Origin of the sequence: Nonomuraea aridisoli, from assembly GCF_003236395.1 — a bacterium.
Classification (GTDB): Bacteria; Actinomycetota; Actinomycetes; order Streptosporangiales; family Streptosporangiaceae; genus Nonomuraea; species Nonomuraea aridisoli.
This window is the reverse complement of the sequence record NZ_POUD01000194.1, coordinates 1-17,943: the sequence shown is the minus strand read 5'-3', so window position 1 is coordinate 17,943 and position 17,943 is coordinate 1. Positions and strand designations below refer to the sequence as shown.

At 71.2% G+C, this 17,943-nt stretch carries 14 protein-coding genes; 10 read left to right on the top strand and 4 right to left on the bottom strand.

Annotated elements, in window-relative coordinates; genetic code table 11:
• Positions 1–354 precede the first annotated feature (354 nt).
• The 8 genes from metH to C1J01_RS33525 all read left to right on the top strand — a co-directional run bounded on the left by metH (position 355) and on the right by C1J01_RS33525 (position 11,464).
• A complete protein-coding gene (gene metH, locus C1J01_RS33560; protein ID WP_111182986.1) occupies positions 355–3,819 on the top strand; it encodes a methionine synthase in 3,465 nt (1,154 codons plus the stop codon).
• A 183-nt stretch (positions 3,820–4,002) separates the two neighbouring features.
• Entirely contained in the window at positions 4,003–4,647 is a 645-nt protein-coding gene (locus C1J01_RS33555; protein WP_111182985.1) for an HAD family hydrolase, read from the top strand.
• Positions 4,648–4,767: 120 nt separating this feature from the next.
• Entirely contained in the window at positions 4,768–5,265 is a 498-nt protein-coding gene (locus tag C1J01_RS33550; RefSeq protein ID WP_111182984.1) for a cellulose synthase, read from the top strand.
• Positions 5,266–5,508: 243 nt separating this feature from the next.
• Positions 5,509–6,501, top strand: coding sequence for an ABC transporter permease (locus C1J01_RS33545; protein WP_111182983.1), 993 nt, complete (start codon positions 5,509–5,511; stop codon positions 6,499–6,501).
• A gap of 52 nt (positions 6,502–6,553) precedes the next feature.
• Positions 6,554–8,317, top strand: coding sequence for an ABC transporter substrate-binding protein (locus C1J01_RS33540; protein ID WP_181449098.1), 1,764 nt, complete (start codon positions 6,554–6,556; stop codon positions 8,315–8,317).
• Positions 8,318–8,406: 89 nt separating this feature from the next.
• Positions 8,407–9,420, top strand: a complete 1,014-nt coding sequence (locus C1J01_RS33535) for an ABC transporter permease (RefSeq protein ID WP_111182982.1) — start codon at positions 8,407–8,409, stop codon at positions 9,418–9,420.
• The gene (locus C1J01_RS51475) at positions 9,417–10,442 is read left to right on the top strand and encodes an ABC transporter ATP-binding protein (RefSeq protein ID WP_111182981.1); all 1,026 of its coding nucleotides are present in this window, start codon (positions 9,417–9,419) and stop codon (positions 10,440–10,442) included. Before C1J01_RS33535 ends, C1J01_RS51475 begins: the two co-directional genes overlap by 4 nt.
• Positions 10,443–10,474: 32 nt before the next feature.
• Positions 10,475–11,464, top strand: coding sequence for an ABC transporter ATP-binding protein (locus tag C1J01_RS33525; protein ID WP_235854840.1), 990 nt, complete (start codon positions 10,475–10,477; stop codon positions 11,462–11,464).
• Between the two features lie 56 nt (positions 11,465–11,520).
• Here the strand turns inward: C1J01_RS33525 and C1J01_RS33520 are convergent, their stop codons facing one another.
• The 3 genes from C1J01_RS33520 to C1J01_RS33510 all read right to left on the bottom strand — a co-directional run bounded on the left by C1J01_RS33520 (position 11,521) and on the right by C1J01_RS33510 (position 14,319).
• A complete protein-coding gene (locus C1J01_RS33520; RefSeq protein ID WP_111182979.1) occupies positions 11,521–12,204 on the bottom strand; it encodes a response regulator in 684 nt (227 codons plus the stop codon).
• Positions 12,201–13,388, bottom strand: a complete 1,188-nt coding sequence (locus C1J01_RS33515) for a sensor histidine kinase (protein WP_111182978.1) — start codon at positions 13,386–13,388, stop codon at positions 12,201–12,203. The genes C1J01_RS33520 and C1J01_RS33515 overlap by 4 nt, the downstream gene beginning before the upstream one ends.
• A 70-nt stretch (positions 13,389–13,458) precedes the next feature.
• Positions 13,459–14,319 carry a RecB family exonuclease gene (locus tag C1J01_RS33510; protein ID WP_111182977.1) on the bottom strand — a complete coding sequence of 287 codons (861 nt, stop codon included), beginning with the start codon at positions 14,317–14,319 and terminating at the stop codon, positions 13,459–13,461.
• A gap of 115 nt (positions 14,320–14,434) precedes the next feature.
• Here C1J01_RS33510 and C1J01_RS33505 point away from each other — a divergent pair, with 115 nt between their 5' ends.
• Entirely contained in the window at positions 14,435–15,571 is a 1,137-nt protein-coding gene (locus C1J01_RS33505) for a site-2 protease family protein (protein ID WP_111182976.1), read from the top strand.
• 337 nt (positions 15,572–15,908) lie between these two features.
• Complete coding sequence (locus C1J01_RS33500) at positions 15,909–17,402, top strand: FHA domain-containing protein (protein WP_111182975.1); 1,494 nt, start codon at positions 15,909–15,911, stop codon at positions 17,400–17,402.
• A 60-nt stretch (positions 17,403–17,462) separates the two neighbouring features.
• Here the strand turns inward: C1J01_RS33500 and C1J01_RS33495 are convergent.
• On the bottom strand, positions 17,463–17,943 hold a 481-nt coding region (locus C1J01_RS33495), incomplete at its 5' end, for a sugar nucleotide-binding protein (RefSeq protein WP_146615820.1).

Genomic DNA, 17,943 nt, shown 5'->3' with positions numbered 1-17,943 from the left:
GCCCTCGCCCCCGTCCCTGCTTTCACCCGGTCACCGCCGCACCCGCCGGCGAAACGCGATCTTCCCGCAGCTCCGCGCGGCCTTCCGCCGTGAGACCGCACCGCCGCCCATCCCGCTCCGCGGCCGCCCGCCGCCGTCCCGCCCCGTCCCCGCGCCGCACCGCGCGGGCGGGCGTTTCGCGTCGGGCGAACCCAGGCATGCCACCCGGAGAACGGGGCACTCGGCCGCACGGCTGCTGCCCCCGCGCCCGCGCGAGGCCCGCCGTCAGGGGCGCACGCGGGCATCCGGGCCGGTGAGGCCAAGGGTCAGCGCCGCGTCACAGCCGCTCGAGGCGCAACCGATAAGCTCTACCCCATGAGCATCTCCCCGTCCTTCCGAGAAGTGTTGTCCCAGCGCGTCGTGGTAGCCGACGGCGCGATGGGCACGATGCTCCAGGCGCAGGAGCCGACCCTCGACGACTTCCACGGCCACGAGGGCTGCAACGAGGTGCTCAACGTCACCCGGCCCGACATCGTGCGCGGCGTCCACGACGCCTACTTCGCCGTCGGCGTCGACTGCGTGGAGACCAACACCTTCGGCGCCAACCTGGCCGCCCTCGGCGAGTACGACATCTCCGAGCGCGTCTTCGAGTTCTCCGAGGCGGGCGCCCGCATCGCCCGCGAGGCCGCCGACCACTGGTCCACGCCCGACCAGCCGCGTTTCGTGCTCGGCTCCATGGGCCCCGGCACCAAGCTGCCCACGCTCGGCCACCTGCCGTACGCGAGCCTGCGCGACGCCTACCGCGACAACGCCGCGGGCCTCATCGCGGGCGGCGCCGACGCGATCATCATCGAGACCTGCCAGGACCTGCTCCAGGTCAAGGCCGCGGTCGTCGGCGCCAGGCGCGCCATCGAGGCGTCCGGCAAGGACGTGCCGATCATCGCCCAGGTGACCATCGAGACCAACGGCGCGATGCTGCTCGGCTCCGAGATCGGCGCCGCGCTGACCGCGATCGAGCCGCTCGGCGTCGACGTCATCGGCCTCAACTGCGCCACCGGCCCGGCCGAGATGAGCGAGCACCTGCGCTACCTCGCCCGCCACTCGCGGCTGAAGCTGTCCTGCATGCCCAACGCCGGCCTGCCGGTGCTGACCTCCGACGGCGCCCACTACCCGCTGAGCGCCGAGGAGCTGGCCGACGCCCACGGCACGTTCACCCACGACTACGGCCTGTCGCTGGTCGGCGGCTGCTGCGGCACCACGCCCGAGCACCTGCGCCAGGTGGTCGAGCGGGTGCGCGGCAAGCAGACCGAGCCGCGCCGCCCCCACCCGGAGCCGGGCGCGTCCTCCCTCTACCAGACCGTCCCGTTCCGGCAGGACACCTCCTACCTGGCGATCGGCGAGCGCTGCAACACCAACGGCTCCAAGGCCTTCCGCGAGGCGATGCTGGAGGGCCGCTGGGACGACTGTGTCGAGATGGCCCGCGATCAGGCCCGCGACGGCGCCCACATGCTCGACCTGTGCGTCGACTACGTCGGCCGCGACGGCGTGGCCGACATGAAGGAGCTGGCCTTCCGCTTCGCCACCGCCTCCACGCTGCCGATCATGCTCGACTCGACCGAGCCCGCGGTGCTGCAGGCCGGTCTCGAGATGCTGGGCGGACGCGCCGCGGTCAACTCCGTCAACTACGAGGACGGCGACGGCCCCGACTCCCGCTTCCAGAAGATCATGCGGCTCGTGCGCGAGCACGGCGCGGCCGTCGTCGCGCTGACCATCGACGAGGAGGGCCAGGCCCGCACCGCCGAGTGGAAGGTGCGCGTGGCCACCCGCCTGATCGAGGACCTGACGAACAACTGGGGCATGCAGGTCGACGACATCATCGTCGACTGCCTGACCTTCCCGATCGCGACGGGCCAGGAGGAGACCCGGCGCGACGGCCTGGAGACCATCGAGGCCATCCGCGAGCTCAAGCGCCGCTACCCGGGCGTGCAGACCACGCTGGGGCTGTCCAACATCAGCTTCGGCCTCAACCCCGCCGCCCGCATGGTGCTCAACTCGGTGTTCCTCAACGAGTGCGTCAACGCCGGTCTCGACTCCGCCATCGTGCACGCCTCCAAGATCCTGCCGATGGCCCGCATTCCCGACGAGCAGCGCCAGGTCGCCCTCGACATGGTCTACGACCGCCGCCGCGAGGGCTACGACCCGCTGCAGCGCTTCATGGAGCTGTTCGAGGGGGTCGACGCCGCCGCCATGCGCGCCGGCAAGGCCGAGGAGCTGGCCGCGCTGCCGCTGAACGAGCGGCTCAAGCGGCGCATCATCGACGGCGAGCGCAAGGGCCTGGAGGCCGACCTCGACGCCGCCCTCGGGCAGCGTCCCGCCCTCGAGATCATCAATGACGTGCTGCTCGACGGCATGAAGACGGTCGGCGAGCTGTTCGGCTCCGGGCAGATGCAGCTGCCGTTCGTGTTGCAGTCGGCCGAGGTGATGAAGGCCGCCGTCGCCTACCTCGAGCCCCACATGGACCGCGTCGAGGGCGAGACGAAGGGCCGCATCGTGCTGGCCACCGTCAAGGGCGACGTGCACGACATCGGCAAGAACCTCGTCGACATCATCCTGTCCAACAACGGCTACCAGGTGGTCAACCTCGGCATCAAGCAGCCGGTCTCGGCCATCCTGGAGGCGGCCGACGAGCAGAAGGCCGACGTCATCGGCATGTCCGGCCTGCTGGTCAAGTCGACGGTCGTCATGAAGGAGAACCTGGAGGAGATGAACTCCAGGGGTCTGGCCGGGAAATACCCCGTGCTGCTCGGCGGCGCCGCCCTGACCCGCGCCTACGTCGAGCAGGACCTCGCGGAGCTGTTCGACGGCGAGGTGCGTTACGCGCGCGACGCGTTCGAGGGGCTGCGGCTGATGGATGCGTTCATGGCCGTCAAGCGCGGCACGCCGGGCGCTGCGCTGCCGCCGCTGCGCGAGCGCCGCGTCAAGACCGGCGCCGTGCTGGAGCGCACGCCCGTCGAGGAGTTGCCGGCCCGCTCCGACGTGGCCATCGACAACCGGGTGCCGGCGGCGCCGTTCGTCGGCGACCGCATCGTCAAGGGCATCTCGCTGGCCGAATACTCCGCCTTCCTCGACGAGCGGGCGCTGTTCCTCGGCCAGTGGGGGCTCAAGCCCACCAGGGGCGGCGACGGCCCCGGCTACGAGGAGCTGGTCGAGACCGAGGGCCGGCCGCGGCTGCGCATGTGGCTCGATCGCATCCAGACCGAGGGCCTGCTGGAGGCGGCCGTCGTCTACGGCTACTTCCCGTGCGTCTCCGACGGCGACTCGCTGATCATCCTCGACGACGACGGCGGCGAGCGCACCCGCTTCACCTTCCCGCGTCAGCGCCGCGACCGCCACCTGTGCCTGGCCGACTTCTTCCGCCCGAAGGACTCCGGCGAGGTCGACGTGGTCGGCTTCCAGATCGTCACCATGGGCTCGAGGATCGCCGAGGCCACGGCCGAGCTGTTCGCGAAGGACGCCTACCGCGACTACCTCGAGCTGCACGGCCTGTCGGTGCAGCTCACCGAGGCGCTGGCCGAATACTGGCACGCCAGGGTGCGCGCCGAGCTCGGCATCGGCGGCGACGAGGCGCTCGACGACATGCTCAAGGTCAACATCCAGGGCTGCCGCTACTCCTTCGGCTACCCGGCCTGCCCCAACCTGGAGGACCAGAAGCAGCTGTTCGAGCTGCTGGCGCCCGAGCGCATCGGGGTGACGTTGTCGGAGGAGTTCCAGCTCCACCCGGAGCAGGCCACCTCGGCGCTGGTCGCCCACCACCCCGAGGCGAAATACTTCAACGTCTGACGGCCCGTCCGGCCCGGGAGGCGGCCTCCCGCCGCGCCTCCCGGGCCCGCGCCGCCGCGTGGGCCGGCGCGTGGGCCGGCACGGCATTCTCGGCCGCCGTTCACGCGCGGGCGGGGCAGTCCTCGCCCGTCGTTCAGCACGGGCGGCCACACTGGCGGGCGGACACAAGCGATCGGAGCACGGGTGGAAGCGGTCTTCTTCGACATGGACGGCCTGCTGGTCGACAGCGAGCGGGTCTGGCTGGAGATCAAGACCGAGGTGATGGAGCGGCTGGGCGCGCGGTGGACGCCCGAGCACCAGGCCCACCTGGTCGGCGGGTCCATGGAGCGCACAGTCGACTACATGCTGGGCGTGTCCGGCGCCGACGTGGCGCCCGAGGACGTACGCGACTGGATGGTGGGCGGGATGGTGGCGCGCCTGTCGCAGGGCGTGGTCGTCATGCCCGGCGCCGCGGAGCTGCTCGACGCGCTGCGCGACGAGGGGGTGCCCGTGGGGCTGGTGACCTCGTCGCTGAAGGAGATCGCCGACGCCGTGCTGAAAGGCTTCGGCCGCGACCGGTTCGACCTCGTGGTGACGGCCGACGACGTCACGCGGACGAAGCCGGACCCGGAGCCGTACCTGACGGCCGCGCGGCGGCTCGGGGTGGAGCCGGCGCACTGCGTCGTCCTGGAGGACTCCCCGAACGGCGTGGCGGCGGCCACGGCCGCCGGCTGCGCGGTCGTCGCGGTGCCCAACCTGCTGCCCGTCGAGCCCGCTCCGGGCCGCCTGGTGGTGTCCTCGCTGGAGGACGTGCAGGTGGCCGATCTGCGGGCGCTGCTGCGGTCCTGAGCCTCGCGCGACGGCGGCCCCGTCCGGGTCTCCCCTAAGGGACAAGTGGTTCTCGGGGAGGAGGCGCGCGCGGATTCGCGTGCCAGGATGGAGGCAGGAGCCACGACGAGGGGACGGCACATGGACACGTTCAACCAGATCGCCTGGCTGCCGCTGTGCGGAGGATTGACCGTCGCGGGGCTGGTGCTGGCGTTCCTGGCCTTCCGGCGCAGGGGAGCGGCCCCGGGGCTGAGGACGACGGCGTGGGCGCTGCTGCCGATGGCGGCCTACCTGACCGGCGCGCTGCCGGCGCTGTGGACGATCGGCTCCACCCTCGTGGGGTTCGTGACCGGCCTGGTGTTCAACCCCGCGGTGTGGGCGGGCGTGGTGGTGGCGGGCCTGTCGGCGGTGTTGTTCGTGGTCTCGGGCGTGATGCGGGGGCGCAAGCTCAGGAAGAAGGAGACCCCCGCCGAGCCGGCGGTCCAGCCGGGCGCGAGCCGGCCGGCCGTGGGCGCCACACCGCCGCAGAACACGGGGACCAAGCCGAAGCCGGCCCAGAAGGCGGAGCGCAGACCGGCCGCCGCAGACGACGACTTTTCGGACATCGAAGAGCTTCTCAAGCGCCGCGGCATCAGTTGAAACTTGGGCACTCCGGGCGGGTTTGTCACGGTTTCGAGACGTAATCGGTACGCACCCCGGACATCGTCTCGAGGACCGATACGAATCCGTTTCGCCTGAATCACAGATTAGCCACATAGCGCTCTGGGGGACTAGTCAGCGCAGCTCAACGCATAGATTCTGCCTCCTGAGGTCCGCGACCACGCGGTCTGAAGTTCACTACGCGTTTAGACAGCGTCGTCTGGTTCCAGGGGGCAATTCGGCATGACCGCACCGCTAGACGTGTCCGGTTCCGCGGCAGAAGCGCATCCGGAGTCGGTGCTCGCGGGAGCGGGCAAGGCCATCCAGGGCCGGTCTCTCACCCGGATCGCCTGGATGCGCCTCAGGCGCGACAAGGTCGCGCTGGCGGGCGGCGGCGTCGTCGTCCTGCTGATCCTCGTGGCGATCTTCTCCACGCCGATCATCGCGGCCTTCGGTCATCCGCCGCTGGAGTTCCACCAGGATCAGATCGACCCGGCCACGCTGCTGCCCAAGGGTTCCTTCGGCGGCATGAGCGCCGAATACCTGCTCGGTGTCGAGCCGGTCAACGGCCGCGACATCTTCAGCCGGATCGTCGCCGGGGCGTGGATCTCGCTGCTGATCGGTTTTCTCGCCACGGTGGTGTCGGTGATCATCGGCACCGTCCTGGGCGTCATCGCCGGCTACTTCGGCGGCTGGGTCGACCAGGTCATCGGCCGGCTCATGGACGTCTTCCTCGCCTTCCCGCTGCTCGTCTTCGCGATCGCGCTGGCGGGCGTGATCCCCGACCAGGGGTTCGGCCTGGAGGGCAACGGCCTGCGGATCGCGATGCTGATCTTCATCATCGGGTTCTTCAGCTGGCCCAGCATCGGCCGCATCGTGCGCGGCCAGACATTGTCACTGCGCGAGCGGGAGTTCGTGGACGCCGCCAAGAGCCTCGGCGCCCGTCACGGCTACATCATCTTCCGTGAGGTGCTGCCGAACCTGATGGCGCCGATCCTGGTGTACGCGACCCTGCTCATCCCGACCAACATCCTCTTCGAGGCCTCGCTCTCGTTCCTGGGCGTTGGCATCAACCCGCCCACCCCCACCTGGGGTGGCATGCTGTCCGAGGCGGTTCGCTTCTACACGCTGCCCCACTTCGTGATCTTCCCGGGTCTGGCGATCTTCATCACCGTCCTGGCGTTCAACCTGTTCGGCGACGGCTTGAGGGACGCCTTCGACCCCCGAGCGCACTGATCCACCGCAACGCGCTTCATCCCCCGCATCTCACTCATCAAGGGGTTAGTCAATGAGAAGGAAACACGCACTGGCAGGAGCCGCCACAGCGGCGCTCGCCCTGGTGCTCTCCGCCTGTGGCGGCGGTGGCGGCTCGGCGCAGCAGCCGGCCGCGTCCGCGTCCGGCGGCGGCGCGCAAGCCGCGTTCAACGCCGCCATCACCGGCGTGTACAACCCGTCCACGAAGAAGGGCGGGACGCTGAAGGCGGCCCACTCCTCCGACTGGGACAGCCTCGACCCGGGTGACACCTACTACGGCTACTCGTTCAACTTCGGCCGGTTCTACTGGCGGACGCTGACGATGTACAAGCCGGGCCCCGGTCCCGAGGGCAACACGGTCGTCCCCGACCTGGCCGAGTCGCTCGGTGAGCCGAGCGAGGACGGCAAGACGTGGACGTACAAGCTCAAGAGCGGTCTGAAGTTCGAGGACGGCACGCCGATCACCGCCAAGGACGTGGCGTACGCGGTGGCCCGCAGCTTCGACAAGGAGACCTTCCCGCACGGCCCCTCCTACCTCAACGAGCTGCTCGACTGGCCGGAGGACTTCAAGGGCGTCTACAAGACCCCTGACGTCGACTACTCCTCGGCCGTCGAGGCGACCGACGACTCGACGCTGGTCTTCCACCTGAAGAAGCCGTTCGCGTCGATGGACTACGTCGTCCAGATGCCGATGACGGCCCCGGTACCGAAGGACAAGGACACGGGCGCGAAGTACCGCGAGAAGGTCGTCTCGTCCGGCCCGTACAAGTTCGAGACCAACGAGATCGGCAAGCGGTTCACCCTGGTCCGCAACGACCAGTGGGACCCGGCGACCGACCCGAACCGTCCCGCGCTGCCCGACCGCATCGAGGTGCAGCTCAACGTCAACGCCGACGACCTGGACAACCAGATCATCGCCGGTGACATCCAGCTCGACATCCCCGGCACCGGCATGCAGCCCGCCGCGCTCGGCAAGGTGCTGCCGGACCCGGCGCTGAAGGCTCGTACGGACAACCCGACGATCCCCAGGCTCTGGTACATCTCGGTCATCCCGGACACGGCTCCGCTCGACAACGTCAACTGCCGCAAGGCCGTCCAGTTCGCCGCCGACCGCGTGGCCAACCAGACCGCCTACGGAGGCGAGGTCGCCGGCGGCGAGATCGCCACGAACGTCATGCCGCCGCCCATCGTGGGCCAGGAGAAGTTCGACCTGTACCCGTCGGCGGACAACAAGGGTGACGTGGCCAAGGCCAAGGAGGCGCTGGCCGCCTGCGGGCAGCCGAACGGCTTCTCCACCACGATGGCGTTCCGCTCCGACCGTCCGCGTGAGAAGGCGCTGGCCGAGGCCATGGAGCAGGCCCTCGCTCGCGTCGGCATCAAGCTGACGCTCAAGGGCTTCCCGGCCTCCAGCTACTTCTCCGACTACGCCGGCAACGTCGACTACGTCAAGAGCAACGGCATCGGCCTGGCCGCTCACGGCTGGGGCTCCGACTGGCCCGACGGCTACGGCTTCCTGCAGGCCATCGTCGACAGCCGCACGATCCGCGACGCCGGCAACTACAACCTCAGCGTCAAGAACCCCGAGGTCGACAAGCTGATCGACCAGGCCTCGGCCGAGCTTGACGAGGCGGCCCGCGCGAAGCTGTGGGTCGAGGTCGACAAGAAGGTCATGGAGGACGCCTCCATCCTTCCCGTGGTGTGGGCGAAGTCGCTGCTCATGCGCGGCCAGGGCCTGACGAACATCGCCTACAACGAAGGCCAGAGCATGTACGACTACGTCATGCTCGGCGTCGAGTGACCAATTAGGCGAGGTACGGGGATCTAGCGAAGGCAGGTGAAGGCAGGAGTGGCCCGCTCGCCCGCGGGCGGGCCACTCGGCCGGAAGCGGTGCTCACATATATCATCAGGCGTCTGATCGGCGCGTTCGCCATGCTGGTCGTCATCAGCATGGTCACCTTCGGCATCTTCTACGTCGTGCCGCAGTGGGCGGGGGCGACCCCCGAGGCCATGGCGTCACGTTACGTCGGCCGGGCGGCCACACCGGAGACGGTCCACCTGGTGGCCGAACGGCTGGGCTTCTACGACCCGGTGGTCGTGCAGTACGGCAACTTCGTCAAGGGCATCTTCGCCGGCGCCCAGTACGACTACGGGGCGGGCGTCGAGCATTGCCCCGCACCGTGCTTCGGATATTCCTTCATCACCGGCCAGCCGGTCTGGCCCGACCTGCTCGACCGCCTGCCGGTGACCTTCTCCCTGGCCATCGGCGCCGCGATCATCTGGGTCATCGCGGGCGTCTCCGTGGGTGTGCTCTCCGCTCTGCGCCGGGGCAGCTTCTTCGACCGGCTCACGATGGGCACCGCCCTCGCCGGCGTGTCGCTGCCCATCTTCTTCACCGGCATGATCTCCCTGGTCGTCTTCAGCTACGGCCTGGGCTGGACCCCGCCGGGCGGCGCGTGGACCGACTTCTCGGCGAACCCCGCCGAGTGGGCCTACAACCTGCTGCTGCCGTGGATCACCCTGGCGTTCCTGTTCGCCGCCACCTACGCCCGGCTCACCCGGGCCGGGATGCTGGAGACGATGGGGGAGGACTACATCCGCACCGCCAGGGCCAAGGGCCTGCGTGAGCGGCAGGTCGTCGTCAAGCACGGCCTGCGCGCCACGCTCACGCCCATCCTGACCCTCTTCGGCATCGACTTCGGCCTGCTCATCGGCGGCGCCATCCTCACCGAGACCACCTATACTCTGCCGGGGCTCGGCCAGTACGCCATCCTGGCCATCAGGACCCAGGACATGCCGCAGGTGATGGGGGTCGTGCTCGTCGCCGCGATGTTCGTGGTGGTGGCGAGCCTGATCGTCGACCTGCTCTACGCCGTGGTCGACCCGAGGGTGAGGTTGTCGTGAGCTTCCTGGACGTCAAAGACCTGAAGATCCACTTCCCGACCGACGACGGCCTCGTCAAGTCGGTCGACGGGCTGTCGTTCGGCGTCGAACGCGGCAAGACCCTGGGCATCGTGGGCGAGTCCGGCTCCGGCAAGAGCGTGACCAGCCAGAGCATCCTGGGGCTGCACAAGGGCGGCCGCGCCCGCCTCTCCGGCGAGATCTGGCTCGACGGCGAGGAGCTCATCGAGGCCAGCACCGAGCACGTCCGCTCCCTGCGCGGCAAGAAGATGGCGATGATCTTCCAGGATCCGCTGTCGTCGATGCACCCCTACTACACGGTCGGCCAGCAGATCATCGAGGCCTACCGCATCCACAACGACGTCTCCAAGCAGGTGGCCCGCAAGCACGCCATCGACATGCTGGGCCGCGTCGGCATCCCTGAGCCGGCCAAGCGCGTCGACAGCTACCCGCACGAGTTCTCCGGCGGCATGCGCCAGCGCGCCATGATCGCGATGGCGCTCTCGTGCGACCCCGAGCTGCTCATCGCCGACGAGCCGACCACCGCGCTCGACGTGACCGTCCAGGCGCAGATCCTCGACCTCATGCGCGACCTGCAGCGCGAGTTCAACTCCGCGCTGATCATCATCACGCACGACCTGGGCGTGGTCGCCGAGCTGTCCGACGACATCCTCGTCATGTACGGCGGCAAGTGCGTCGAGTACGGCACCGCCGAAGACGTCTTCTACCGCCCCGAGCACCCCTACACCTGGGGCCTGCTGGGCTCCATGCCACGCCTCGACCGCGAGCCCACCGAGCGGCTGCTGCCGATCAAGGGCTCACCGCCGTCGCTGATCAACGTGCCGCCCGGATGCGCCTTCCACCCCCGCTGCCCGTACGCCGAGCGCACAGGAGACAGGGCCACGACCGAGGTCCCGGCCCTCGCCGAGACCGAGGGCGGCCACCTGGTGCGCTGCCACATGAGCAGGGAAGAGCGGCGCGGCCTGTGGGAGAACGAGATCAAGCCAGTGCTGGAGACCCAGTGAGCGAAAACGAGCCGCTTCTGTCCGTGCAGAACATGGAGAAGCACTTCCCCGTCACCAAGGGCCTGTTCAAGAGACAGGTCGGCGCCGTCAAGGCGGTGGACGGCATCAGCTTCGAGGTGTTCAAGGGCGAGACGCTCGGCCTGGTGGGCGAGTCCGGCTGCGGCAAGTCCACCACGGGACGGCTGGTGACGCGGCTCCTGGAGCCCACGGCCGGCAAGATCGTCTTCGAGGGCGAGGACATCTCGCACATGAGCCAGGGCCGGCTCCGGCCGCTCCGGCGCGACATGCAGATGATCTTCCAGGACCCGTACTCGTCGCTCAACCCGCGCCACACGGTCGGCGCCATCGTCGGCGCGCCCTTCCGCATCCAGGGCGTCAAGACCGAGAACGGCGTCAAGAAGGCCGTCCAGGACATCCTGGAGCTCGTCGGCCTCAGCCCCGAGCACTACAACCGCTACCCGCACGAGTTCTCCGGCGGTCAGCGCCAGCGCATCGGCATCGCCCGCACGCTCGCGCTCAAGCCCAAGCTGATCATCGCCGACGAGCCGGTCTCCGCGCTCGACGTGTCGATCCAGGCCCAGGTCGTCAACCTGCTCGAAGACCTGCAGAAAGAGCTGGACCTGACCTACGTGGTGATCGCCCACGACCTGTCGGTGGTGCGCCACATCAGCGACCGGGTCGCCGTCATGTACCTCGGCAAGATCGTCGAGATCGCCGACCGCAAGCGCCTGTACAGCGCGCCCATGCACCCGTACACCAACGCGCTGATGTCGGCCGTGCCGGTGCCCGACCCGAAGGTGCGCAGGGACCGCGAGCGGATCAGGCTCAAGGGCGACGTGCCGAGCCCGCTCAACCCGCCGCCCGCCTGCCGCTTCCACACCCGCTGCTGGAAGGCGCAGGAGATCTGCAAGAAGGTCGAGCCGCCGCTCGCCGAGATGGTCGGCGGCCACCAGGTGGCCTGCCACTTCCCGGAGAACGCCCCTGAGGTGCCCACCGCGGAGAGCGCCGCCAAGACCGGCTGAACCCCCCCCGTGACCTGTGACCGCCGCCCGCCCGGCTCACCGGGCGGGCGGCGCCGTCACGGAAGGGCGCCGGGAGTGATCAGCCCGGTCTCGTAGGCCAGCACCACGGCCTGCACGCGGTCGCGCAGCCCCAGCTTGGTCAGCACGTTGCCGACGTGCGTCTTCACCGTCGTCTCGCTCACCACGAGCTTGGCCGCGATCTCGGCGTTGGACATGCCCCTGGCGATGAGCCGCAGCACCTCCAGCTCCCGCTCGGTCAGCCGGTCGAGCCGCGCCGGCGTCGCCTGCTCGTACGCCGACGGCAGCTTCGCGGCGAACCGGTCGAGCAGCCGCCGCGTCACGCTCGGCGCCACGATCGCGTCGCCGGCCGCCACCACCCGGATCGCCTGCACCAGCTCGTCGGGCGGCACGTCCTTCAGCAGGAACCCGGACGCGCCCGCGCGCAACGCCTCCACGATGTACTCGTCGAGGTCGAACGTGGTCAGCACGAGCACCTTCGGCACGTGCGCCGCCGGCGCTGCCTCCCGCACGATCCGGCGGGTCGCCTCGATGCCGTCGACCCCGGGCATCCGGATGTCCATCAGCACGACGTCGGGCAGCAGCGCCCGCGTCTGCTCCTGCGCGTCCTTGCCGTCGCCGGCCTGCCCCACCACCGTGATGTCGGGCTCGGCCTCGAGGATCAGGCGGAATCCCGTGCGCAGCAGCGGCTGGTCGTCCACCAGCAGCACTCTGATCGTCATTGGCCGTCCTTCAACGGGAAACTCGCCCGGACCTCGAAACCGCCCCCTGCCAGCGGACCGATGTTCAGGATTCCACCATAGAGGGCGACCCGTTCGCGAATGCCGACCAGGCCGTGGCCCGGCGGCGACGACGGCTGCGCCGACCCGCCCGCGCCGTCGTCCGCCACGGCGACGTCCAGCTCACGCGGGCCGTACCGGAGGGTCACCACCGCCTTCGCGCCCGCGCCGGCGTGCCGCAGGCTGTTGGTCAGGCCCTCCTGGACCAGCCGGTAGGCGGCCAGGTCGACCCCCGCGGGCAACGGCCGCGGCTCGCCCTCCGTCACCAGCCGGGCGGGCAGACCCGCCTCCCGCATCTGCTCCACCAGCGCGGGCAGGTCGCGCACGCCCGGCTGCGGCCCCAGCTCCGCCGGCGTCCCCGCCGAGGCGTCGGTGCGCAGCACGCCCACGATGCTGCGCATCTCCGTCATCGCCAGCCGCCCGGTGTGCTCGATCGCCGTCAGCGCCTCACGGGCCAGCTCGGGATCGGCGGCCAGCACCCGCCGCGCCGCCGCGGCCTGCACCGTCATCACGCTCACGTGGTGGGCGACCACGTCGTGCAGCTCGCGGGCGATCCGGGAGCGCTCCTCTGCCCGCGCGGCCCGGGTGTCGGCCGCGTGCGCCCGCTCCAGCCTGGCCGCCCGGTCTTTGAGCTCCTCCAGGTACGCCCGCCGGAGCCGCAGGCTCCGGCCGGCCCCCCACACCGCCGCCAGCAGCACGGCCACCACCAGGTGCTCGTTGAGCCCCGCCCGCCAGCCGCCCGCCGCGGCCGTCAGCGCGTACGCCACCGCGGCGAGCAGCAGCGCGCCCAGCGCCACCGCGAGCCCCCGGTGGGAGGCAACGGAGTAGAGCAGCACCAGCCCGGCCAGCCCGACCGCGCCCATGCCGTAACCGAGCGCCGTGAGCAGCGTCTCCGGCACCAGCCCCGCGCACAGCGCCGCCAGCGGCCAGCGCCTGCGCACCGCCACCGGCGCGCACGCCAGCACCACCAGCAGCGCCCCGAACGCGTCGGGCGGCCGCACGCCGTCGACCCGGAGCCCCTCGGCCCGCAGCTGCGCGGGGCCGTACAGGGCGAACACCGCCATCGAGGCCGCCGCCACTGCCCCCGCGAGCACCACGTCGTGGAGCCTGCTCCGGTCGATCCGCACCGCTTCACTGTAGGACCGCCCGAGAGCCCTCAGCCTCCTCCCCTGGGAGGATAAGCGGCCCCTCGCGAGCTCAGAGCTCGTCGGTGGCCGCGCGCCGGCTGCTGCGCACCGTGTCGCCCGGCTGCCGGTCGGGCACCGGCGGGGGAGCGCCGCCGAACTCCGGGCACAGCGCCTGGTGGTCGCACCAGTCGCACAGCCTGCTGCGGCGCGCCCGCCACTCGCCCGACTCCAGCGCGCGCTCGATCGCCGCCCACAAGGCCATCACCTTGCGCTCGGTGGCCAGCAGGTCGGCCTCGTCGGGCGCGTAACGCAGCACCTCGCCCTGGCCGCCGAGGTAGACCAGCTGCAGCAGCCGGGGCACCTGCCCGCGCAGCCGCCACAGCACCAGCGCGTAGAACTTCATCTGGAACAGCGCCTTGGCCTCGAACTCCGGCCCCGGCGCGCTGCCCGTCTTGTAGTCGACCACCCGGATCTCGCCGGTCGGCGCCACGTCGAGCCGGTCGACGTAGCCGCGCAACATCAGCCCGCCGTCGAGCACCGCCTCCACGTAGAGCTCCCGCTCGGCCGGCTCCAGCCGCGTCGGGTCCTCCAGCGTGAAGTAGCGCTCCAGCATGCCGCGCGCCTGCGCCAGCCACTGCTCCTGCTCGGCGTCGTCGGCGAACATCTCGGCGTAGAGCGGCTCCTCGGCGAGCAGCCGCCGCCACTGCGGCTCCAGCAGCTCCAGCGCCGCCCCCACCGAGCGGCCGGGGGCGGGAAGGTCGTAGAGGCGCTCCAGGACCGCGTGGACCACCGTGCCACGCACCGCCGCCGGCGACGGCTTCTCGGGCAGCTGGTCGATCACCCGGAAGCGGTAGAGCAGGGGACAGGTCATGAAGTCGCCCGCCCGGGACGGGGAGAGAGCTCCGATGATCACCGGTTCGGTCAACGTCATGCACCGCACTCTAGGTCAAGACCCCGACAGAATAACCTTCGCGCGACGAGGATCACCTGATCCGGCGCGTAGCATCAAGGCAGCATCGGCATGTAGCGGACGTTCGAGGAGTGCGGTGAGCGAGCAGAGCCCGCGGCAGGAGTTCTCCGGTCTGAGGATGGGGAAGCCGTTCGGCATTCCGGTGTACGTCTCATGGACGTGGTTCCTCGTCGCGGGCTTCATCACCTTCCTGTTCGGCCCGCAGATGGAGCTCAGGCTCCCGCACCTCGGCACCGCCGCCGCCTACGGCGTCGCCTTCGTCTTCGCCGTGCTGCTGTACGTCTCGGTGCTGCTGCACGAGCTCGCGCACAGCGTCCTGGCCAAGGCGTACGGCCTGCCGGTCCGCAGGATCACCCTCTACCTCCTGGGCGGCGTCTCCGAGATCGAGAAGGAGCCGCCCACGCCCGGCAAGGAGTTCATGGTCGCGGCGGTCGGGCCGCTGCTGTCGCTCGGCCTGGCCGCGCTCGGCCTCGGCGCCGACCTGTGGCTGATCGACGGCGGCGGCATCGTCGAGGCGCTCGTCTGGCAGCTGTGGGTCGCCAACCTCATCGTCGGCGTGTTCAACCTGCTGCCCGGCCTGCCGCTCGACGGCGGCCGGATGTTGCGCGCCGGCGTGTGGAAGCTGAGCGGCAGCCCCGGCTCCGGCACCGTCGTCGCGGCCTGGGGCGGGCGGGCGCTGGCCGCGCTGCTGGTGATCTTCCCGCTGGCGAGCGTGCTGTGGGGCGGCGGCGAGGGCGACGTCTCCAACGTGCTGTGGCCGCTCGTGCTGGGCGCGTTCATCTGGATGGGCGCCAGCCAGTCGCTGCGCGCCGCCCGCATCCGCGAGCGCATCCCGCGGGTGGACGCGCGCGCCCTGGCCCGCAGGGCCATCCCCGTGACCGGCGAGACACCGCTGTCGGAGGCGCTGCGCCAGGCCGCCGAGAGCCGGGCGGGCGCGATCGTCGTGGTCGACCACGACAACCGGCCGGTCGCCATCGTCAACGAGGCCGCCGTCCAGGCCACTCCCGAGCACCGCCGCCCGTGGATCACCGTCGCGTCCCTGGCCAAGTCGCTGGAGCCCACCATGGTGCTCGCGGCCGACCTGAGGGGCGAGCCGCTCATCGACGCCATGCGCGAGGCGCCGGGCAGCGAATACCTGCTCGTCGAGCGCGGCGGCGAGATCTACGGCGTGCTCGCCACGGCCGATGTGAACCGGGTTTTCACAGGCGTCTGATTTGTCCCACTCGTTTATGGGGCGACCCCTCGCTAGGGTCGTGTCCAGCAGTTTCGGCACGCGGAGGCAGTGGGCGGCGGCGATTTCTGGGATGCGACGACTGGCCGATAGTGTTCTGTTTGGCCAAACTTGCACAGTTAAGGGGTTTGTTGCGGGCCACCGGTTCATCGAATCGAGACGACAGGATCGCGACACGGCCCCGTCGTCTGGGTATGCGTATGGCTGGTGGGCACGGCAGCGCGGGTGCCGCGACACCGCCGGCTTCCGGGGAGGAGAGTTGAGTGACCGAGCGCAGCGAGGGCACCGATGAGCGCAGCACGGTCGTGAGGGAGGACGCATGACCGACCACGGCTTCGGAGTGGTGCGTCCGCTTCCCGGAAACGGGCTGGTCGCCTACCTGGGCGGCCTGCTGCTGGTGTGCGACTCCACGGAGGCCGCCGCCGACGACCTGCTCACCGCGCTGCGTGAGACCGCCGCGTCCGGCGGCGACGGCAGGGCGCTGGCCCGCCGCGCCGCCCAGGTGCTCGCGGCCAACATGACCGGCGACCCGGCCACGTGCGCCGTCGCGGGGCCCGTGGGCGGCGGCGTCGCCGTCCTGGTCAGCGGCTCGGCGGCGGCCACCGTCGCCACCCCCGGCGGCGAGACGCGGCTGGCCGGCAGCGACTCGCTCACCTGGGCCGACCGGCTCGTCAGCGGGCCCGTCGAGCGGGTCGAGCTGAGCCTGCCCGGGGCCGGCAGCCCCCACCCGGCCGTCCGCTTCGACGGCGGCGTCGTCCACGGCGGCGGCCTCGTCGGCGACTTCACCGACCTGCCCGCCGCGCCTGCCGCGCCCGCCCCGTCCCGGCCGCTCACCACCGAGATGCCCGACACGGGCCTGTACGTCGACCCCGAGCTCGCCCAGCCGGCCCGGCAGCCCGAGCCGCAGCCCGAGCCGCAGCCCGTGGAGCGCCCGCCGTACCCGCTGGCCGACCAGCCGCCGGTCTCCCCGCCGTCGCCGTCACAGTCGCCGTCGCAGTCGCCCTCGCAGTCGGGGCCCCAGCCGGTGCCGCAGACCGGCGCCCACTCCGGGCCGCAGCCGCTGGAGCAGCCGTCCTACCTGTCCGCGCCGGAGCCGTCCCCCTACCTGCCGCCGCCCGAGCCGGCCTACCACACGCCGCAGGAGCAGCCGCCCGCGCCGGAGCCGCAGTACCCGACGTACGACGAGCAGCCCTCCTCCGGCGGCAACGGCGCCGACCAGCCGCTCCCGCAGCGCATGGGCCCCTCCGACCCCTACGACCAGCCCGCGCCGCCCGTGCTCGGCCCGCCCGACCCCTACGAGCACCAGGGGCAGCAGGAGCAGCAGCCCGACCACGGCGACCGTCCCATGGTCTACGGGGTCGACTGCAAGAACGACCACTTCAACGACCCCCGGGCGCCCTACTGCGCGGTCTGCGGCATCGCCCTGGTCCAGCGCACCCTGGTCCCCTACAAGGGGCCGCGCCCCTCACTCGGCGTGCTCATCCTCGACGACGGCACGGCGCTGCCCCTGGAGACCGACTACCTGCTCGGCCGCGACCCCGAGCGCGCGCCCGAGGTGGCCGGCGGCAGCGCCAGGCCCGCCAAGGTGACCAGCCCCGACGGCTCGGTCTCGCGCCGCCACCTGCGGGTCGCGCTCGACGGGTGGGACGTCAACCTGGTGGACCTCGGGTCGGTCAACGGCACCCAGATCCAGCCGCCCGGCGACCCCAATTTCTACGACATCCCGCCGAACGAACCGGTCACGATCGCCCCCGGCACGACGGTGCGCGTGGGCGTGTCCCGCACCCTCCGCTTCGAGGCCCATCGCGGATAGGCCCATCGCGGACAGTTCGTGCGCCCGCGTCCCCGCCATGGGGCCGCGGGCGCTTCCGCGTCAGCGGAGCAGGAACTCGCGGGCGCCGCGCAGGCGGGTGGCGAGCCGCTCCTGGCTGGCCGCGCAGTCGAGGCGCACGTCCACGGGGCCCGGCACGCCTGCGTCGGCGCGGCGGCCGGACGGCAGGCGGGCCGGGTCGAGGCCGTCGCGGCGGGCGATGAGCACGCCCAGCTCGTACCGGCTGACCGCGTCCGCCCCCGCGACGTGCAGGACGCCCCCGGGCTCGCCCGCCGCCTCCAGGAGCGCCGAGGCCAGGTCGCGGACGTGCACCGGGCAGCGTACGTCGTCGGTGAACAGCACTCTCCCGCCGCCCGCGCCCGCCGCCAGGGCGCGCACCAGCCTCTCGTGGACCGACGCGCCGCCGCCGACGATCAGCGACGTCCTGGCGATCACGGCCTCGGGCAGGACGGCCCGCACGGCGGTCTCGGCCGCCGCCTTGGCCGCGCCGTACGGGGTGATCGGGTCGGGCGGGCACGGCTCG